This window comes from Liquorilactobacillus sp., from assembly GCF_047719775.1.
Classification (GTDB): domain Bacteria; phylum Bacillota; class Bacilli; order Lactobacillales; family Lactobacillaceae; genus Liquorilactobacillus.
In genome coordinates this window covers 1-18,113 of the sequence record NZ_JBDNTS010000031.1, presented here as the reverse complement: position 1 = coordinate 18,113, position 18,113 = coordinate 1, and the positions used below count along the sequence as shown (strand labels likewise).

Below are 18,113 nucleotides of genomic sequence, written 5' to 3'. Positions count from 1 at the left end.
ATAGGACAAAAAAGTCTCTATTTAAATTGTCTATTTTATTGACAGGGGACCAATTCCATTAATAGGAGAGACTTAGAAGAGGATACTGTTGTTGCCGAATATGTAGAGGCACATCGCTATATTTTAGATGAATTGATTAGTGGCTATAAGGAAATGGGACCGTTGAACAAGAAGATTTGTGACGAATTTATTGGATGTGATTGTGAAACGAAATACGAAAATAAAGATCGAGGGGTCATATGACAACTGACGAAGTTAAACGTGGTGATATTTTTTACGCGGATTTATCAACAGTGGTTGGTTCTGAGCAAGGTGGAATGCGTCCGGTTCTGATTGTTCAAAATAATATTGGTAATCGTTACAGCCCAACTGTCATTGTTGCTGCGATTACAGCAAAGATTCAAAAGCCCAAAATGCCAACACATGTAGGGCTAATTGCTGCTGAGGTTGGTATTGAAAAAGACTCAGTGGTGTTGTTGGAACAAATTAGAACAATCGATAAGCAGCGCTTGAAAGATAAAATCGCACATATTAGTGAAATAGAAATGAATGAGATTAATCTTGCACTAGATGTCAGTTTAGGGCTGACAGACATACATAATAGGTAGCGTAGTAATTGTTCTTTATCTTTACTGATTAGGTAAGGAAGTTATAACATTGTATAAATAAAAAGAGGGCTAAGTCAAAAGTTAATTTTTGACTTACTCCCTCTTTTTCTATAGTTAAAATTATTCGATTTAATTATGGTTACGGGTTATCCTCATACTAAGACTTATCTCTTAAGCCTGTAAATCTTCAATTTCCGAAACTTTAAAGCTTTTTCTTTCAAGGTTGGATATTATTTTTTCAAGTTTTGTAGGTGTTATACCAGCGGGCAAGGTAAATAATGTGCGGTGTACTAAGCCCTTATCTTCAACATCTAGAGTTATACAACTTGCAATCGCAGTATACTTTGTAATTATTTTAGACATTTCAACAAGATCACCACGTTCATCCGAAGAAATAACAGTCAATACATAACTTCCAATATTGATATTCCAAGATTGTGAGAGCATATTTAGTAAACTCGAATGGGTTAAAATGCCATAAAAAAGATTCTGTTCATCAAGAACGGTAATGTAAGGTAAATCTTTGATTGAGAAGAAAATATTAAAAAAAGCTGAGTCGAGTGTTACGAACTTTGTAGCATTTTTTAATAAATAAGTGACTGGGAGGCTCATATCGCCACCACGTGACTTGTGGCGATAGATGTGCATCTTATAAATATTTCCACGAAAAATTTGGCCTGTTTCGTCTAAAATTGGGACGCAACGATATCCTGAATTTTCCAAGATGTCTAAGGCCTGTTCTAGAGTAACATCTTCACGCACAGTTGTTAGATCTTTTTTTTGATGTACCAAAGACTTAAATAGCATACAATAATTCCTCCATCGATTAAAAACTTCTAATCTATATTATCATAAAATGATATTGAAAGGAGAATTAAAGTGAAACTTTTTACAATTTATTCAGAATTATAATAATTAAAAGGTATTATTAAAGAGTAATAGAGAAAACTAAAAAGGTTAGGTAGGTGTAGGTAAAAAAAGATTGAAATCAAAACGAATGTTTTAATTCCAACCTTTACTAATATTAACTTTTAAATTGTAAGTAATTACGCTTCAATTGTTTTAAGACCGTCTGTCAGAACTTTCTTAAGAGTTGTTGCTGAATCAGTCATCTTCTTGCTTTCTTCTTTATTAAGAGGAACTTCAAGAATCTTCGCAACGCCAAGTCCGTTGATGACAGCTGGTGTACCAATATAGATATCATTCAAGCCATATTGTCCATCCATGTATACTGAAACGGGAAGAACAGCATCTTCATCACGCAAGATAGCCTTAGAGATACGAGCCAACGCAGTAGCAACACCATAGAAGGTAGCACCCTTTTTGCTAATAATTGTGTATGCCTTATTACGAACATCATCTTCAATTTTAGCTAAGTCTTCTGCGGTTACTTTATTATTTTCAGCCCAATCTAGAACTGGAAGTCCACCGATTGTTGCTGCTGAGTAAGCTGCAAATTCAGAATCGCCATGTTCACCCATGATGTATGCATGAATTGAACGTGGGTCATTAACTTCAAATAATTCACCAAGAGCAACACGTAAACGAGAAGTATCAAGAGAAGTACCTGAACCAATTACCTTGTTTTTAGGGAAACCAGATAACTTCCAAGTAGCATATGTTAGGATATCAACTGGATTAGCAGCAACAAGGAAAATGCCATCAAAACCGGATTCAACGATTGGTTTAACAATGCTTGAAAGAATACGTAAGTTCTTATTAACCAAATCTAAACGGGTTTCACCTGGTTTTTGAGGAGCACCAGCTGTGATAACAACTAAATCAGCATCTTTACAATCTGAATATTCAGCAGAATAGATTTTCTTTGGATATGACAATGCTGTTGCATCAGCCAAATCAAGAGCATCACCTTCTGTACGTTCTTTCACAACATCAACAATACCGAATTCTTCGGCAACTCCTTGAAGAGCCATTGCGTAAGCATAGCTAGAACCAACGGCGCCGTCTCCGACTAAAATAACTTTTTGATGATTTTTATTTTCTGACACTATAATGCATTCCCTTCATTAGTGAAATTAGTAACACAACCATAGTATAGCACGTTTTTCTGAAAAATGTGAAGAGACTTTCAAACTTTTTTCAGAAGAACTTTATCAAATTATGGTATACTTTTAGGCGTAGCAGAATACTAAAACTAGCGGAACTGGCTGAGGTTCCGATTTTTTGATATTCTTGAAAATCAAGATAAGATTATTGAGAGTGCTTACAAAAAAATTTTCAAAAGAAATGAATATGGAGTGTTTTTATAATGAAATTGATAGTTGGGTTAGGAAATGTTGGCAAAGAATATGATGGTACAAGACATAATGTGGGATTTATAGTTTTGGATGAATTAGCTAAAAGAGAAAAAATTTCTTTTAATAAAATCAAGAATGAGGCAAGTGTAACTTCTTTTGTGTCCAATAGTGAAAAAATAATTTTGGCGAAACCACTTACCTACATGAATGAGTCGGGTAGAAGTGTGCGACCTTTGATGGATTTTTACAAAATTCCAGTGGAAGATGTAGTTGTTATACATGATGATCTGGATTTACCAGTAGGACACTTGAGATTGCGCCAAACCGGTTCTGCTGGTGGACATAATGGAATCAAAAGCTTGATTTCACATCTAGGCACGCAGAAATTCAAACGTATGAGAATAGGAATTGATCATCCACAACGGATGAGTGTTGTCGATTGGGTTCTATCAAGATTTACCAAAGAGCAGCAGCTGCAATTAGAGAATGGAGTTGACCAAGCACTTGATGCTCTGGATAATTGGATTAACACTGATGACTTTATGGGAACAATGAATAAGTATAATCATAAGTAAACAATTTTTGGGGGTTTTAAAAAAATGAAGTTACAAGAAATATTTACGGAGATTCCTGAATTAGATATCTTTTTGAAGAATCTAGATGAGGGAAAAGGGCAAAGAAACCTTTTGACAGGTTTAATTGCATCCGCAAAGCCTTTATTTCTGGCAGAATTATTAAAAAAGAGAGGGGAAAATATACTTTTTGTGACTGATTCCTTGCACCACGCACAACAATTAGAAAGGGAGTTGTTGGGCTACGTAGATAAAGAGCAAGTCTTTTTATTTGCAGTGGACGAGGCAATGGCAGCTGAGGTCGCGATTAGCTCACCCGAATATCGTAGCGAAAGAATCAAAGCTTTGACAGCACTACAGGAACATGAGCTACCCAAAATTGTTATTACTTCGACAAGAGGTTTAAAAAGTATTGTACCACTACCAAGTGTGTGGAAAAATGCAAAGGTCAATCTAACAATTGGTAATGATATTGAACAGAGACGTTTAATTGATAACTTAGCTGAATTAGGTTATCAACGAACTAAGTTAATTGAAAAGATCGGTGATTTTGCAGTTAGAGGATCAATTGTTGATGTTTTCCCAGCAAATATTGTTAATCCTATTCGAATCGACTTATTTGACACTGAAATCGATTCTTTGCGTGAATTTGATATGAATACGCAAAGAAGCATTGAGAATATAAAACATGTTGAGATTTTACCCGCTACAGATGTGCTAATTTCAAAAGAACAAATAAAAAAAGCAACTGAAAATATAAGTACGGCTTTGAACGGCGAAAAAAAAATATTGAAGAATAAAGATAGTTACAGCAAGCTGTCCGAAACGATTGAAGATCTGCTCAAAAGAATTAAGGAGAGAAAGCTTTTATCTAGTGATGCTGCATTTTTAGACAAAATAACAAATGGAAAAACAAATATTACAGATTATTTGGCAGAAGATGACTTGCTCATCATGGATGATTACCCAAGACTACTGGATACTGAGAAGATACTGGAAGACGATGATGCAAATTGGAAGTTATCTCAAGTAGAAATGGGTAAAATCTTTTCAGATGAGTATCTCGGTGAATCAATCAGAAAAATTGTAAAAAAAATTAAGCAGAAAAGCTTATTTTTATCGATTTTTGAAAAAGGAATGGGTCAGCTTCTTTTTAATCAGAAGCTTGATTTAAAAGTTAGAGGAATGCAAAACTTTTTTGGACAGATGCCGCTTCTTAAAACAGAAATTGATAGATGGTCTAGCCAAAAACAAACAGTTGTAATTTCAATCTCAGACAAGGAAAGACTTGACAAGATAGCAGCAACGCTAGAAGATTTTGAGATAAGAGCATTAATTGTGTCAGATGGCAAAATAAAAAGCGGACAAACGCAGCTGATATTAGCTAATTTAGCTACAGGTTTCGAATTGCCACAAGAACACCTAGTTGTAATCACGGAAAATGAGCTATTTAATAAGTTACCTAAAAGAAGAGTTTCTAAACGGCAGACGATGGAGAATTCTGAAAGATTAAAGAGTTACACAGAACTAAAAGAAGGTGACTATGTTGTTCATATTAACCATGGAATTGGTAAATATATTGGTATGAGAACAATGGAGGTAGAAAAAAAACATCAGGATTATTTGACAATAGTGTACCGAGATGATGCTAAATTATTTCTCCCAGTCACTCAAATTGATAGAATTCAAAAGTATGTTTCAGGAGAATCTAAAGCCCCACACATCAATAAATTAGGTGGGTCAGAATGGAAAAAAACGAAAAGCAGTGTTGCCTCTAAGATAGAGGATATTGCTGATGAGTTAGTTGAGCTATACGCAAAAAGGGAAATGGAACAGGGATTTGCTTTTTCAGCGGATAATGAATATCAAAAGGAATTTGAGGATGGATTTTCATATTCAGAGACGCCAGATCAATTACGAAGCAGTGCAGAGATTAAACGTGATATGGAAAGAAAGGTACCAATGGATCGTTTGTTGATTGGAGATGTTGGCTATGGGAAAACCGAGGTGGCACTCAGAGCGGCTTTTAAAGCAATTCAGGACCAGAAACAGGTTGCTTTTTTGGCACCTACAACGGTACTTGCACAGCAACATTATGAAACAATGGTGAATCGCTTTGGTGATTTTCCAGTGCAAAGTGCTGTTTTATCACGTTTTCAAACAAGAAAACAGGTAAAGCAGACAATTAGTGATTTAAAGCATGGGGTGATTGATATTGTAGTTGGGACCCATAGGTTACTGTCTAATGATATCAAATTTGCTGATTTGGGACTCCTGATTATTGATGAAGAACAACGTTTTGGAGTCAAACACAAGGAAAAATTGAAACAACTGCGTTCGCAAGTTGATGTTTTAACGCTGACGGCAACACCTATTCCGAGAACCTTGAACATGTCAATGCTTGGTGTTAGGGATTTATCTGTAATTGAAACTGCACCGATGAATAGATATCCAATTCAGACTTATGTAATGGAACAAAATTACGGAACTGTAGCGGATGCTATTTCCCGGGAAATGGCTAGAGGAGGTCAAACCTTTTATCTGCACAATCGAGTTGCCGATATTGAAAAAACTGTGACTGAGATTAAAGCCTTTGTTCCAGAAGCGCAAGTCGCCTATATTCATGGGCAAATGACTGAACTGCAGTTGGAACGGATACTGGTTGACTTTATTGCTGGAGAATATGATGTATTGGTAACTACGACAATTATCGAAACTGGAGTTGATATTCCTAATGTGAACACTCTGATTGTAGAAAATGCGGATAAGATGGGACTTTCACAGTTATATCAACTTCGTGGGCGAGTTGGACGAAGCAATCGAGTTGCGTACGCGTATTTTATGTATCAAGAGAATAAAGTACTTACTGAAATTAGTGAAAAAAGATTAGAAGCAATTAAAAACTTTACCGAATTGGGCTCAGGTTTTAAAATTGCAATGCGTGATTTATCAATTAGGGGCGCAGGAAATCTTCTGGGTAAGCAACAACATGGCTTTATAGATTCGGTAGGGTATGATTTGTATACTCAAATGCTGAAAGAAGCAGTTGCTCGGAAAAGAGGGGTTGGCGAAATTAAAAAGACAGATGCCGAACTTAAAATCGGCATTGAAGCATATTTGCCATCAAGTTATGTTGAAGATCAGCGACAAAAAATAGAATTATATAAGCGAATCAGACAAATCGAAAATGAGGAACAATTCTTTGAAATTCAAGAAGATTTGCTTGATCGTTTTGGTGAATATCCGAGTGAAGTCGATAATTTGTTACAATTAGGGCTGTTGAAGATGTATGCTGATATGGCACTTGTTGAGGTAATTGATTATGAGAAAAAGAAAATTAATGTGATTTTTAGTGAGGATGCCTTTGAATTTTATAGCGCTGAAGATTATCTAGAAATTATTGCTAAAATTAATTTGAAAGCGATCTTAAAATCTGAGCAGAAAAGAATGAAAATTAGTATAGCATTGCAACCTGCAAGTAAATTTGCAAAGAATATTGCAGATGTGACAGAAATGTTTAAAAAACTAAGTAAAAAAATAAAAAAGGTAAAAGAACATGAAAAACAAAACAGCTAATTTCGCACTTAAAGGTGCAACCACACTGACAGTGGCTGCTTTGGTTGGTAAAATATTAAGTGCAATCTATCGTGTTCCTTTTCAAAACTTGGTCGGAAACAAGGGGTTTTATATTTACCAGCAAATCTATCCAATATATGGAATTGCTATGACAATCGGTCTTACCGGATTTCCAGTCTATATTTCTAAGATAATTGCAAGAGAAACGGAGCAAGTTAAGAAAAAACAGCAAGCAGTTATTCTGTTAGATATACTCTTCTTTTTTGGAATAGTAATTTTTGCATTTCTTTATATAGGAGCAGCTGAAATTGCCTATTTGATGGGAGACAACAGGCTAGTTGAATTAATAAAAGGTGTATCATGGCTGTATTTGCTGGTACCATTGCTTGCCGTTGCAAGAGGCTACAATCAAGGAATGCAGGAGATGACACCAACCGCACTTTCACAATTGGTTGAGCAAGTGGCCCGAATATGTATAATCATCGTAGTTGCACTTTTTGGGACTTCACATGGTTGGTCACTTTATCGGATTGGAAGTTATGCTTTTTTAGGTTCCATAATAGGAGCAGTCTGTGCTTTGTGTTTTTTTATCAGCTTTTTTAAAAAAATTATAAAGTTTCAGCGTAAGCAAAATTTTGCGTTAATCATCTCAACCTTAAAAGGGTTGTTTTCTGAGGGATTAATAATTTGTTTTTTTGCAGGAATTCTAGTATTGCTACAGTTGATTGACTCTTTCACGTTAAAAAAAGCTTTACAGGTTGCTGGATATTCGGTGCAGAATGCTGAAAATCTGAAAGGTGTCTATGATCGCTCACAAACATTTCTTCAACTGGGATTAGTTGTTTCAACCAGTTTTTCGGCTAGTTTATTGCCAATGTTAATTAAGAATCAGGTGGAAAAAGATAAACTGAAATTTGAACAAAATACACGGTTGATTTATCGAATTTGTATCTGGATGTCAATGGCTGTGACTTGGGGACTGATAATTTTGATGCCAAGTCTCAACAAGGCACTTTTTTCCTCTGTACAAGGCAGTGTTGCAATAAGTATTAGTATGTTGACGATTATTTTTGCAGGCGTTATTTTATTAGATAATTCAATATTGCAAAGTACAAATAACTATAAAAAAAATATTGGTGTGTTAGTATCAATAATAGTAATTAAATTTTTAACGAATTATCAATTTACGCTGTATTTAGGAATTGTTGGAGCTGCACTTTCTAGTGTGTTGAGTATGGCAATTGGAACATTTTTATCTGAGATGTCATTGAAGAAAATTGGGCTTAGCCGAAAATTGAGCAGACGTTTTGTGAAGAAAATCGTTGTGTGCTCCGTAATAATGGTCAGCGTAGTCTTTTGCATACTCAGGGTGACTAATTCGCTTGAAACTTCGCGAATAGGTAGTTTTATCCAGTGTATTATTGGAGTTCCAGTAGGAGCAGTTTTTTATGTGGGCTCGACTAGATATGGCAACTTATTCAGCGATAAGGAATGGAAAAGTATTCCTGGTGGAGAATATGTTTTGAAAATTTTCAAAAAAAGGATGGATAAATAATGAGATTAGACAAGTTTTTAAAAGTTTCACGTATTATAAAGAGGAGAACTGTGGCGAAAGAAATTGCAGATAAAGGCAGAATTACAATTGACGGTAAAGTAGCTAAGTCCTCAACGGATGTAGCTGTCGGGAACAAGTTGGTTATTTCTTTTGGCAATAAGACATTGAGTGTGTTGGTAACCTCTTTGAAAGAAACAGTGAAAAAGGATGAAGCAACAGAGCTATACGAAATTATTGCGGAAGACTTTAAAGAAAACTTCAATAAGTAAATTAATAGACTTTGAGGAATTAAAATTGCTATAATAATGAAGTAGTAATGCTAGGAAAGGGGTAGCTTTTGAGATGGCAGCAGGTCAAAAAATCAGAACATTAAATAATTCTTTTTATCGTGCTAACGAGGAAAAACAAAGAAAAAGTGATTATCAAAAACGGGTCAGGCGAGTTCATAAAAAGCGGTTCATTATAGCTACCCTAGCATTCTTTTTAATAGTCGCTTTTTTTGGTTATCAGATTGTAAATACAAAATTATTAACAAGTAATTTATACCAGCAAATCAATACATCACAAAAAAAACTCAATAGTGTCAAAAATCAAAGGGCAGATCTGAAGGAAAAGGTAAAACAGCTAAATAGCGAAGATTACCTTGAAAAGATAATCAGGGAGAAATATTATTATTCAAAAGATGGTGAAACGATTTATAGTTTACCAAATAGCAGCTTGGGACAAAAATAATTTGATAGTCTTTAATCTATTGCATACCAGCTTTTGCATGTTATACTAAGATGTATATAGTTTAAGGAGGAGCAGCATTTTTATGTCAATTGAAGTGGGAGCTAAAGTTACAGGCAAGGTTTCAGGGATAACGAATTTCGGTGCATTTGTTGATTTGGGCGACAAAAAGAATGGGTTAGTCCATATCAGTGAAGTATCTGACGGATATATCAAGGACATTCACGATGTTTTGAGCATCGGTGATGAGGTTACAGTCAAAGTTTTGTCAATTGCTGAAGATGGAAAGATCAGTCTCTCAATTCGAAAAGCAGTTGCAGTTGCTCCTCATCGAGAGAATACACATACTAATCGAACAGAACGTGGAAATAATTATCATTCCGGTGGAACAGATGTGAAGACGCATAATCATAGCGGGCAACGGCAAGGTTATAAAAAAACAGAATATAAAAAAGTAAATGAAGCTAAGAAGACGGATTTTGATTCATTACTATCAGGTTTTTTGAAGGATAGCGAAGTTCGCTTGACATCATTAAAACGAAATACAGAAGGTAAGCGTGGTGGTCGTGGTGGCCGTCGCAGTTAAATCAAATAAATTCGATTGTTGTCGTAAGCAGCAGTCGTTTTTTTGGTAGGTCGGGGATATGGAAAATTTAGCACAAAGTTTTTTTTATAACTTTAGAAAATATTGTCCTAATCAAAGAGTGCTGGTAGCTGTATCAACAGGTGTTGATTCAATGGTATTGCTTGATTTATTAAGTGAACTACCAGAAAGTGTTAGACCTGTTATCGAAGTAGCTTATGTAGATCACAAGTTAAGACAAGAAAGCCAAGCTGAGACAAGCTTTATCAGAAATTTTTGCAAGAAACGGCATATTAAGCTTCATTGCAGGGAATGGGAGACCGAAATACATCCTAATGTTGGGATAGAGTCAGCTGCAAGGACCTTCAGGTATAAATTTTTTGCAGATATCATGGAGAAAACAGGAATTAAAACCTTATTAACGGCGCATCATGCAGATGATCAGGCAGAGACTTTTCTGATGAAGCTTGTAAGAGGAGGCAATATTCAGCAATTACAAGGAATTAGAGTCACTAGAAGATTTGCAGATGGATATTTGGTCAGGCTTTTATTGAATTATTCAAAAGATGAAATTCGTGAATATGCACGAAAAAGAGACCTTATTTACTTCGAAGATGCAACCAATCGTTCAAATGATTATTTAAGAAATAGAGTTAGACATTTGCTTGTTCCTAAAATGAAAGATGAAAATTCCAAGTTTTTAGAACATGTACAATCCTATGAGCATCAGCTTTCGCTTTTATTGTGTGCAACTGAAGAACAGGTAGATAATTATTTAGTAGAGATGCAGATAAATGAAACTGCTTTTTCAGTTGATTTCTGGTTGTCATTGAGCAAGAGTTGGAGAACTTTGGTAATAAGGAAGTTGCTTGAAAAATATTCAAGAAAACTGAATGAAGACAGCTTGAACCAAATTGAAAGCTTCCTAGGTAATTCTCAAAAGCCACAAGGGTCAATTAAAATTGGGATGCATGAGTTTTTAATAAAAAAATACAATTTATTTTATTTTGATAATAAATATCAAATTAAAGATGAAATTCAGAACAAATATAGGTTAAAATTAGATACGTGGGTATTTCTTAACGAAAAAGAAGAGATAGGAGTTTTTTTTAATAAGAAACCAGAAATTCTAGCAACTGATCAAGTCTTTTATTTTTCAGATTCACAATTACTTCCTTTAACAATTAGACATCGTAATCAGGGAGATCGAATTCATACTAAGGTCGGAACACAGAAACTAAAAAAAATCTTGATTGATGACAAAATTCCGCAAGATATTCGTGCAAAAATATGGATAGTTGTTACTACAGAAAATTTGGTCTTGTGGGTGCCGAGTGTTAAAAGATCAGATTTGTCAGAAAGTCCTGTAAATGATAAAATGCAATACATGATAATTTTTAGGAATAAAGTCTAGGAATGAGGTTGAATATGAACGAGGATATCAGAGAGATTCTCTACAGTAAGGAGCAAATAGAAGAGATCTCAAAGAGCATTGGAGCACAATTGACTATCGATTATGCAGATAAGAAACCTTTAGTTATTTGCGTACTGAAGGGTGCTATTTTGTTTATGGCAGATATCATTAGAAAAATTGATACATACGCCGAAATTGATTTTATGGATGTTTCAAGTTATGGTGATGCAACTGTTTCGTCAGGAGAAGTCAAAATAATTAAGGATTTAGATGTTCCAGTTGAAGGCCGAGATATTTTGATTATTGAAGACATCATTGATACTGGGAAGACCTTACAACGCATAGTTAGTCTTTTAAAACACCGCAAAGCACAATCTGTAAAAATTTGCACACTGTTGGATAAACCTGAACGAAGAGTAGAAGGCGTTGTTCCAGATTATGTGGGTTTTCAAGTGCCAAATGAGTTCGTGGTCGGGTATGGACTTGATTACCAAGGAATGTATCGTAACCTTCCATATGTTGGTATTTTAAAAACAGAAATTTATGAGAATAATTAATGGTCAATAATAGTCAAGTGTGTTATGATTTATGCGCTACCTGTTTGACCGTAGCAATCTGTGTAGTAAACGAGGAGGAAGCAGATGAACAATAACAAGAATGGGCTCTTTAGAAATAGTCTATTTTATATTGTGATTTTCCTTGGGGTAATGGGAATGTTGTACTACTTTTTTGGTGGTAAAACAAGTTCTCAATCTCAACAAATCCAATCAAGCCAATTTATTAGTGAGTTAAAGAAGGATAATGTTAAAGATTTCACAACGCAACCTTCTGGAAGTACTTATAAAATTACAGGGGACTATAAAAAGTCACGTAAAGTTAAAGAATCAACAGGTCTAGGAAGTTTTACTTCTGGAAGTAGTAAGGTGACTTCATTTTCAACTAATGTGCTGACTAATGATGTTGCTGTCAAACAGATTCAACAGTATGCTGAAAAAAATAACGTGAAGAATGGTACTAAAGAAGAAGAGTCTAGTAGTCTATGGTTACAATTACTGATTTACTTGTTACCAGTGGTCTTCTTTGTGTTCTTTTTCTACATGATGATGGGGCAAGCAGGACAGGGCGGCGGTAATGGTCGTGTCATGAATTTTGGTAAATCAAAGGCTAAACCAGTAGACAAGAAGGCTAACAAAGTACGTTTTTCCGATGTTGCTGGTGCGGAAGAGGAGAAACAGGAACTTGTTGAAGTTGTTGAATTCTTAAGAGATCCTCATAAGTTTCTCTCGTTAGGGGCTAGGATCCCTTCAGGGGTTCTACTTGAAGGACCTCCTGGAACAGGTAAGACATTACTTGCAAAGGCTGTTGCCGGTGAAGCTGGCGTGCCATTTTTCTCTATCTCAGGTTCTGATTTCGTAGAGATGTTTGTTGGTGTCGGGGCAAGTCGTGTTCGTGATTTATTTGAAAACGCGAAAAAGAATGCACCATCAATCATTTTTATTGATGAAATTGATGCTGTTGGTCGTCAACGTGGCAGTGGTATGGGCGGCGGACATGACGAACGTGAACAAACGCTTAATCAATTATTGGTTGAGATGGATGGTTTTGAAGACGATGAGAGTGTAATTGTTATGGCAGCAACAAACCGTTCAGATGTTTTGGATCCTGCACTATTAAGACCAGGTCGTTTTGATCGTAAGATTTTAGTCGGTCGTCCTGATGTTAAGGAACGTGAAGCTATCTTGAAGGTGCATGCTAAGAATAAGCCGTTAGCAAATGATGTTGACTTAAAGATGGTCTCTAAGCAGACACCTGGATTTGTTGGTGCTGATTTAGAGAACTTGCTTAATGAAGCAGCTCTTTTGGCTGCTCGCCGTGATAAAAAGCAAATCGATGCATCAGATATTGATGAGGCAGAAGACCGTGTTATTGCTGGCCCTGCTAAGAGAGATCGTGTAGTTAGCAAGAAGGAAAGAGAAACAGTTGCTTATCATGAAGCAGGGCATACTGTCGTTGGCCTAGTTCTCAATGAAGCACGAGTCGTTCATAAAGTTACAATCGTACCTCGTGGTCGTGCTGGTGGATATGCAATTATGCTTCCAAAAGAAGACCAAATGTTGCTTTCAAAGCACGATATGAAGGAGCAAATTGCTGGTTTAATGGGAGGCCGTGCTGCTGAAGAAACCGTTTATGGTGAGCAGTCATCCGGTGCTTCAAACGATTTCCAGCAGGCAACGCAGCTTGCTAGAGCCATGGTTACCGAATATGGGATGAGTGAGAAACTTGGTCCTGTCCAATATGAGGGACAAAGTAATGTATTTGCTGGTGGCGGAATGGCTGGACAACCAAGCTATTCTGGACAAACAGCCAATTTGATTGATGATGAGGTTAAAGCTTTACTGAATGAGGGAATGACTTCAGCCAAGCAGATTATTGGAGAACATCGTGGGCAGCATAAGATAATTGCTGAAGCTTTGCTTGAATATGAGACACTTGATGAGAAACAAATTCTAAGCTTATTTGAGACGGGTGAGATGCCATTTAAGAAGAATACAGAATTTCCTAGTGAAAAAGCTGCAACTTTTGAAGAATCAAAAGAGGCTCTGAAACGAAAAGAAGAAGAAAAACAGCGGGAAAATGAAAGAACGGGCGCTGAAGATTTAACCAAGACTATAACATTTTATCCAAAGGATAAATCTTAATAATAGAAACAGTTTTTTATGTAAGAACGGATGATTTTATATTGAAATCATCTGTTTTTTATTGCTATTATGGAGTTAACATATTAGTTTGAGGAGAAAAAAAGAATGACTGATTATTTGATAAAAGCATTGGCTTACAATGGTCAATTAAGAGTTTATGCTATTGACACAACAGAAACTGTTAGAAAAGCACAGAGAATACATGACACATGGAGTGCTGCTACAACTGCATTTGGCAGGGCAATTACAGCTACTAGCTTACTTAGTCAATCGTTATTAAAAGGCGGTAATAAAATGACTGTGAAAATTATGGGAAATGGACCAACAGGAACAATTGTGATTGATGGTACGGCAAGTGGTGATGTGAAGGGGTATTTGAAGGAACCTCATGTTCATTTACCGTTGAATAAACAACAAAAGATTGATGTTAAGGGAGCAGTTGGGAGCAGCGGTTTATTAGAAATTACGAAGGATCTCGGACTTAAAATGCCTTTTACTGGACAGGTTCCGCTTGTTTCTGGAGAATTAGGTGAAGATTTTACCTACTATATGGCAAAGTCTGAACAAATTCCTTCTTCAATTGGAGTCTCAGTCTTTGTTAATAATGATAATTCAGTTAGAACTGCTGGAGGTTTTATGGTTCAGGCAATGCCTGATGCCGATGAAGCAGTTTTAGCAGAAGTTGAGCAGAATATCGCCAATTTACCAGCAATTTCAGTGATGATGGCGAAAAAAACTATACCAGAGGAAATAATTTATCGAATTTGTGGACAAAAAAATACACAAATTTTGGATAAAGTTGAAATTAGTTATAGATGTGATTGTTCGAAAGAACGGTTTGCAAAATCACTTGCAAGTATTTCACCAGCTGATTTAAAATTAATAATTGAAGAAGATCATAGTGCTGAAGTAATCTGCCATTTCTGCAAAAAAAAATATGTTTTTACAGAAGCTGAGTTAGAGAGACTGGTAAAAGATATTTAAAATTAGATTTGCTTTTTATGCCATAATTGGGCAATATATAAGGTGAGTAATTTTTTGGAGGGATAATCTTGGTTAAGGAACAAAATATGAACGATCAGCTGAAGGTTCGGCGTGAAAAGATGGATGAATTACGCGCGGAGGGAATTGATCCATTTGGTCATCGTTTTGAGCGAACAGCAATGACTATGGAACTACATGATCAATATGATGCAAAAACAAAAGAAGAGTTGGATGGTTTAGGAATTGAGGCAACAATTGCGGGAAGAATGGTTGCAAAGCGAGGAAAAGGTAAAGTTGGCTTTGCTGATATTCAAGATAAAGATGGTCGCTTGCAATTATATGTTCGTAAAGATGTTGTTGGCGAAGAAAAGTATCATATTTTCAAGCGATCTGATTTAGGAGATCATTTAGGTCTTACTGGAGAAGTAATTAAGACAGATATGGGGGAATTAACACTAAAAGTTACCGATATCACTTTTTTATCAAAAGCGCTTCGACCATTACCAGACAAGTTTCATGGCTTACAAAATGTTGAACAAATTTATCGTCAACGTTATTTAGATTTGATTTCAAATCGCGATAGTTTTGAGCGCTTTATGAAGAGAAGCAAGATTATCACGGCAATTAGGCGCTACCTTGACGATAATAATTTTACTGAAGTTGAAACACCGGTTTTGCATAATCAAGCTGGCGGTGCTGCTGCACGTCCGTTTATTACACATCATAATGCATTAGATATTTCACTTTATCTTAGGATTGCACTTGAGTTGCATCTAAAACGATTGATTGTTGGTGGAATGGAACGTGTTTATGAAATAGGTCGTGTATTTAGAAATGAAGGAATTGATACAAAACATAATCCTGAATTTACGATGTTAGAATCATATGCTGCTTACTTTGACTTTACAGATGTTATGGATGAAACTGAAGGAATATTTAAAGCTGCGGCAAAAGTAGTGACAAATGATGGGGTTGTTGAATATCAGGGGGAAAAAGTTGATTTTAACAAACCGTTTAAGCGTGTTCACATGGTGGACGCAATCAAAGAGAAAACTGGTGTTGATTTCTGGCAAGAAATGTCAATTGAGCAAGCTAGACAGATTGCCAATGAAAAAGGAGTCCACTATGAAATGTATTGGAAAGTTGGACATATTATTAATGAATTCTTCGAGACTTTTTGTGAAGATAAAATAGTTGACCCTACTTTTATATATGGTCACCCGGTTGAGGTTTCACCACTAGCTAAAAAGAATGCAAAGGATGCTAGATTTACGGACCGTTTTGAGATGTTCATTCTTGGAAATGAGTATGCAAATGCTTTTACTGAATTAAACGATCCTATAGACCAAAGAAGCCGTTTTGAAGCTCAGGTTAAAGAACGCGAGGCTGGCAACGATGAGGCTGAGGGAATTGATGAAGATTATGTTGAAGCATTAGAATATGGGATGCCGCCAACCGGAGGATTAGGGGTAGGTATTGATCGATTGGTAATGTTGATGACAGATGCGCCTTCCATTCGTGATGTCTTGCTTTTCCCAACTCTAAGAATGGATGAAAGTAAATAATAACTAGCTAATAGTCAACCTGATGAATTTAACAAAGTTACTATAATATTAAAGAAAAAGGTCGAATAAAACTTCGGCTTTTTTGTTACTTCTGAATTTAAAATCTAAATGAAACATGATCGAAAGCTGGCGTGCACATGAATGTTTTACGTAGTACTTTTTCATCACTTCAAAATAGAAACTTTCGTTACTTCTGGTTTGGTCAATGTATTTCCGTCATGGGAACCTGGATTCAGCGAACGGCACAAACGTGGTTGGTCTACCAAATGACAGGCTCGGCATTTCTCGTGGGCATTCTGACGGCTTGTCAATTCGTACCGATTCTTCTGTTGACATTGATAGCGGGAACTGTCATCGATCGTTGCCCAAAGAAACGAATCTTACTGTTGACTCAGTTTGGTTTTTTATTACTCGGGTTAGCTATGACGATTCTTGTTTATACCAGACTTGTTCAATACTGGGAAGTTCTGGTAATCGCAATTTTGTATGGAATTCTCCAAAGCTTTGATACTCCAACCCGTCAGTCCTACGTTGTTGAACTCGTTGGTCAAAAGGACTTAATGAATGGAATATCCTTGAATTCAACGTTGTTCAACATAGCTAAGATTGTTGGCCCTTCTCTTGCTGGAATTCTTATGGCACAATTCAGTGTGGCGTTTTGCTTTCTTGTTAATACTATCAGCTATTTGGCTGTGCTACTTGGGTTATTCTTGATTCACCAGAATAATATACTGATAACTGACTCTCAACGAAGAATTTGGTCAGATATTAAGTATGGTTTGAGTTACATTGGGCACCAACCTAATATTCGTTTGAGCGCTGAATTGATGTTGGTGGTTTCTACGCTAAACTTTAACAACAACGTGATTATCCCAATTTTTGCTAGAACAGTGTTGCACTCTGGTGCACAGGTTTACGCAAATTTGCTTTCCGCAAGCGGAATCGGCTCACTGATTGCAGCATTTTTGATGAGTTACCTATCGCGCTTTGGTCTACAACGTAATATCTATCTATTTGTGACAGCTGGAACTGTTATTTTGCAAACACTGATGTTGTTTGTGCATGTATACTGGCTTGCCATGTTGGCTATGATTGGTGTTGGTTTCTGTAATATGATCTTCTTGAATCAATCTAATGCTTCATTTCAATATAGTATCCCAGACAATCTGCGTGGACGGGTTATGAGTGTCTATGTTTTACTTAATCAAGGAACAACGCCAATCGGCAGTGTTTTCGCCGGTGGTGTCATGGACGTTGCAGGTGGAATCTGGGGTTTTCCAGCCTGTGGTATTTTAGCCGTTATGCTACTTATTCCAGTGGCTTTTAGTCAGCGAAAATTGATTGGTGAGTGGATACATGGAGCATCAGAGGAAGAAAAAATTTAGCTTTTCATGATCTATTTGAATTATTTTTGGGATATTGTATGCGTTGTTTAAAACTATGCGGAATTCTAAATTGTAATTTTAAAAAAAGGTTTGACAGTTATTGTTAAACATGATATTATTTAAAAGTTGTGTTGAGCAATTATGTAGACCTTTGAAAACTGAACAAAGTTTCGACAAATCAAATG

At 36.1% G+C, this 18,113-nt stretch carries 15 protein-coding genes; 13 read left to right on the top strand and 2 right to left on the bottom strand.

Annotated features, from left to right (window positions below; all coding sequences use genetic code 11):
* Window positions 1–239: 239 nt before the first annotated feature.
* Window positions 240–608, top strand: coding sequence for a type II toxin-antitoxin system PemK/MazF family toxin (locus tag ABF682_RS11280; protein WP_415619853.1), 369 nt, complete (start codon window positions 240–242; stop codon window positions 606–608).
* A gap of 171 nt (window positions 609–779) precedes the next feature.
* Here the strand turns inward: ABF682_RS11280 and cbpA are convergent, their stop codons facing one another.
* On the bottom strand, window positions 780–1,415 hold the full coding sequence (cbpA, locus tag ABF682_RS11275; protein ID WP_289980327.1) for a cyclic di-AMP binding protein CbpA: 636 nt from the start codon (window positions 1,413–1,415) through the stop codon (window positions 780–782).
* A 239-nt stretch (window positions 1,416–1,654) separates the two neighbouring features.
* Entirely contained in the window at window positions 1,655–2,617 is a 963-nt protein-coding gene (locus ABF682_RS11270; protein ID WP_415619852.1) for an L-lactate dehydrogenase, read from the bottom strand.
* A 260-nt stretch (window positions 2,618–2,877) separates the two neighbouring features.
* On the opposite strand from ABF682_RS11270, the gene pth reads away from it, so the two are divergent.
* The 12 genes from pth to ABF682_RS11210 all read left to right on the top strand — a co-directional run bounded on the left by pth (window position 2,878) and on the right by ABF682_RS11210 (window position 17,928).
* Complete coding sequence (gene pth, locus ABF682_RS11265; protein WP_415619851.1) at window positions 2,878–3,441, top strand: aminoacyl-tRNA hydrolase; 564 nt, start codon at window positions 2,878–2,880, stop codon at window positions 3,439–3,441.
* Between the two features lie 24 nt (window positions 3,442–3,465).
* On the top strand, window positions 3,466–7,014 hold the full coding sequence (gene mfd / locus ABF682_RS11260) for a transcription-repair coupling factor (RefSeq protein ID WP_415619850.1): 3,549 nt from the start codon (window positions 3,466–3,468) through the stop codon (window positions 7,012–7,014).
* Window positions 6,995–8,569: a putative polysaccharide biosynthesis protein gene (locus ABF682_RS11255; protein WP_415619849.1), complete on the top strand. Its 1,575-nt coding sequence runs from the start codon at window positions 6,995–6,997 to the stop codon at window positions 8,567–8,569. The genes mfd and ABF682_RS11255 overlap by 20 nt, the downstream gene beginning before the upstream one ends.
* Entirely contained in the window at window positions 8,569–8,838 is a 270-nt protein-coding gene (locus ABF682_RS11250; protein ID WP_289980320.1) for an RNA-binding S4 domain-containing protein, read from the top strand. Before ABF682_RS11255 ends, ABF682_RS11250 begins: the two co-directional genes overlap by 1 nt.
* A gap of 73 nt (window positions 8,839–8,911) precedes the next feature.
* Window positions 8,912–9,301 carry an FtsB family cell division protein gene (locus ABF682_RS11245; protein ID WP_289980318.1) on the top strand — a complete coding sequence of 130 codons (390 nt, stop codon included), beginning with the start codon at window positions 8,912–8,914 and terminating at the stop codon, window positions 9,299–9,301.
* 82 nt (window positions 9,302–9,383) lie between these two features.
* Window positions 9,384–9,884, top strand: coding sequence for a S1 domain-containing RNA-binding protein (locus ABF682_RS11240; protein ID WP_415619848.1), 501 nt, complete (start codon window positions 9,384–9,386; stop codon window positions 9,882–9,884).
* A 58-nt stretch (window positions 9,885–9,942) separates the two neighbouring features.
* Window positions 9,943–11,295 carry a tRNA lysidine(34) synthetase TilS gene (tilS, locus tag ABF682_RS11235; RefSeq protein ID WP_415619847.1) on the top strand — a complete coding sequence of 451 codons (1,353 nt, stop codon included), beginning with the start codon at window positions 9,943–9,945 and terminating at the stop codon, window positions 11,293–11,295.
* 14 nt (window positions 11,296–11,309) lie between these two features.
* Window positions 11,310–11,852 carry a hypoxanthine phosphoribosyltransferase gene (gene hpt, locus ABF682_RS11230; protein WP_289980311.1) on the top strand — a complete coding sequence of 181 codons (543 nt, stop codon included), beginning with the start codon at window positions 11,310–11,312 and terminating at the stop codon, window positions 11,850–11,852.
* 84 nt (window positions 11,853–11,936) lie between these two features.
* The gene (gene ftsH, locus ABF682_RS11225) at window positions 11,937–13,994 is read left to right on the top strand and encodes an ATP-dependent zinc metalloprotease FtsH (protein ID WP_289980308.1); all 2,058 of its coding nucleotides are present in this window, start codon (window positions 11,937–11,939) and stop codon (window positions 13,992–13,994) included.
* Window positions 13,995–14,099: 105 nt separating this feature from the next.
* A complete protein-coding gene (gene hslO, locus ABF682_RS11220; protein WP_415619846.1) occupies window positions 14,100–14,978 on the top strand; it encodes an Hsp33 family molecular chaperone HslO in 879 nt (292 codons plus the stop codon).
* 86 nt (window positions 14,979–15,064) lie between these two features.
* Window positions 15,065–16,543 carry a lysine--tRNA ligase gene (lysS, locus tag ABF682_RS11215; protein ID WP_415619854.1) on the top strand — a complete coding sequence of 493 codons (1,479 nt, stop codon included), beginning with the start codon at window positions 15,065–15,067 and terminating at the stop codon, window positions 16,541–16,543.
* Window positions 16,544–16,674: 131 nt separating this feature from the next.
* Window positions 16,675–17,928: an MFS transporter gene (locus ABF682_RS11210; protein WP_289980304.1), complete on the top strand. Its 1,254-nt coding sequence runs from the start codon at window positions 16,675–16,677 to the stop codon at window positions 17,926–17,928.
* Window positions 17,929–18,113 lie beyond the last annotated feature (185 nt).

Bases quoted from the DNA above. Each gene is read 5' to 3' on its own strand.
- ABF682_RS11280 (WP_415619853.1), top strand. From the start codon at position 240: ATGACAACTGACGAAGTTAAACGTGGTGATATTTTTTACGCGGATTTA.
- cbpA (WP_289980327.1), bottom strand. From the start codon at position 1,415: ATGCTATTTAAGTCTTTGGTACATCAAAAAAAAGATCTAACAACTGTG.
- pth (WP_415619851.1), top strand. From the start codon at position 2,878: ATGAAATTGATAGTTGGGTTAGGAAATGTTGGCAAAGAATATGATGGT.
- mfd (WP_415619850.1), top strand. From the start codon at position 3,466: ATGAAGTTACAAGAAATATTTACGGAGATTCCTGAATTAGATATCTTT.
- ABF682_RS11255 (WP_415619849.1), top strand. From the start codon at position 6,995: ATGAAAAACAAAACAGCTAATTTCGCACTTAAAGGTGCAACCACACTG.
- ABF682_RS11250 (WP_289980320.1), top strand. From the start codon at position 8,569: ATGAGATTAGACAAGTTTTTAAAAGTTTCACGTATTATAAAGAGGAGA.
- ABF682_RS11245 (WP_289980318.1), top strand. From the start codon at position 8,912: ATGGCAGCAGGTCAAAAAATCAGAACATTAAATAATTCTTTTTATCGT.
- ABF682_RS11240 (WP_415619848.1), top strand. From the start codon at position 9,384: ATGTCAATTGAAGTGGGAGCTAAAGTTACAGGCAAGGTTTCAGGGATA.
- tilS (WP_415619847.1), top strand. From the start codon at position 9,943: ATGGAAAATTTAGCACAAAGTTTTTTTTATAACTTTAGAAAATATTGT.
- hpt (WP_289980311.1), top strand. From the start codon at position 11,310: ATGAACGAGGATATCAGAGAGATTCTCTACAGTAAGGAGCAAATAGAA.
- ftsH (WP_289980308.1), top strand. From the start codon at position 11,937: ATGAACAATAACAAGAATGGGCTCTTTAGAAATAGTCTATTTTATATT.
- hslO (WP_415619846.1), top strand. From the start codon at position 14,100: ATGACTGATTATTTGATAAAAGCATTGGCTTACAATGGTCAATTAAGA.
- lysS (WP_415619854.1), top strand. From the start codon at position 15,065: ATGAACGATCAGCTGAAGGTTCGGCGTGAAAAGATGGATGAATTACGC.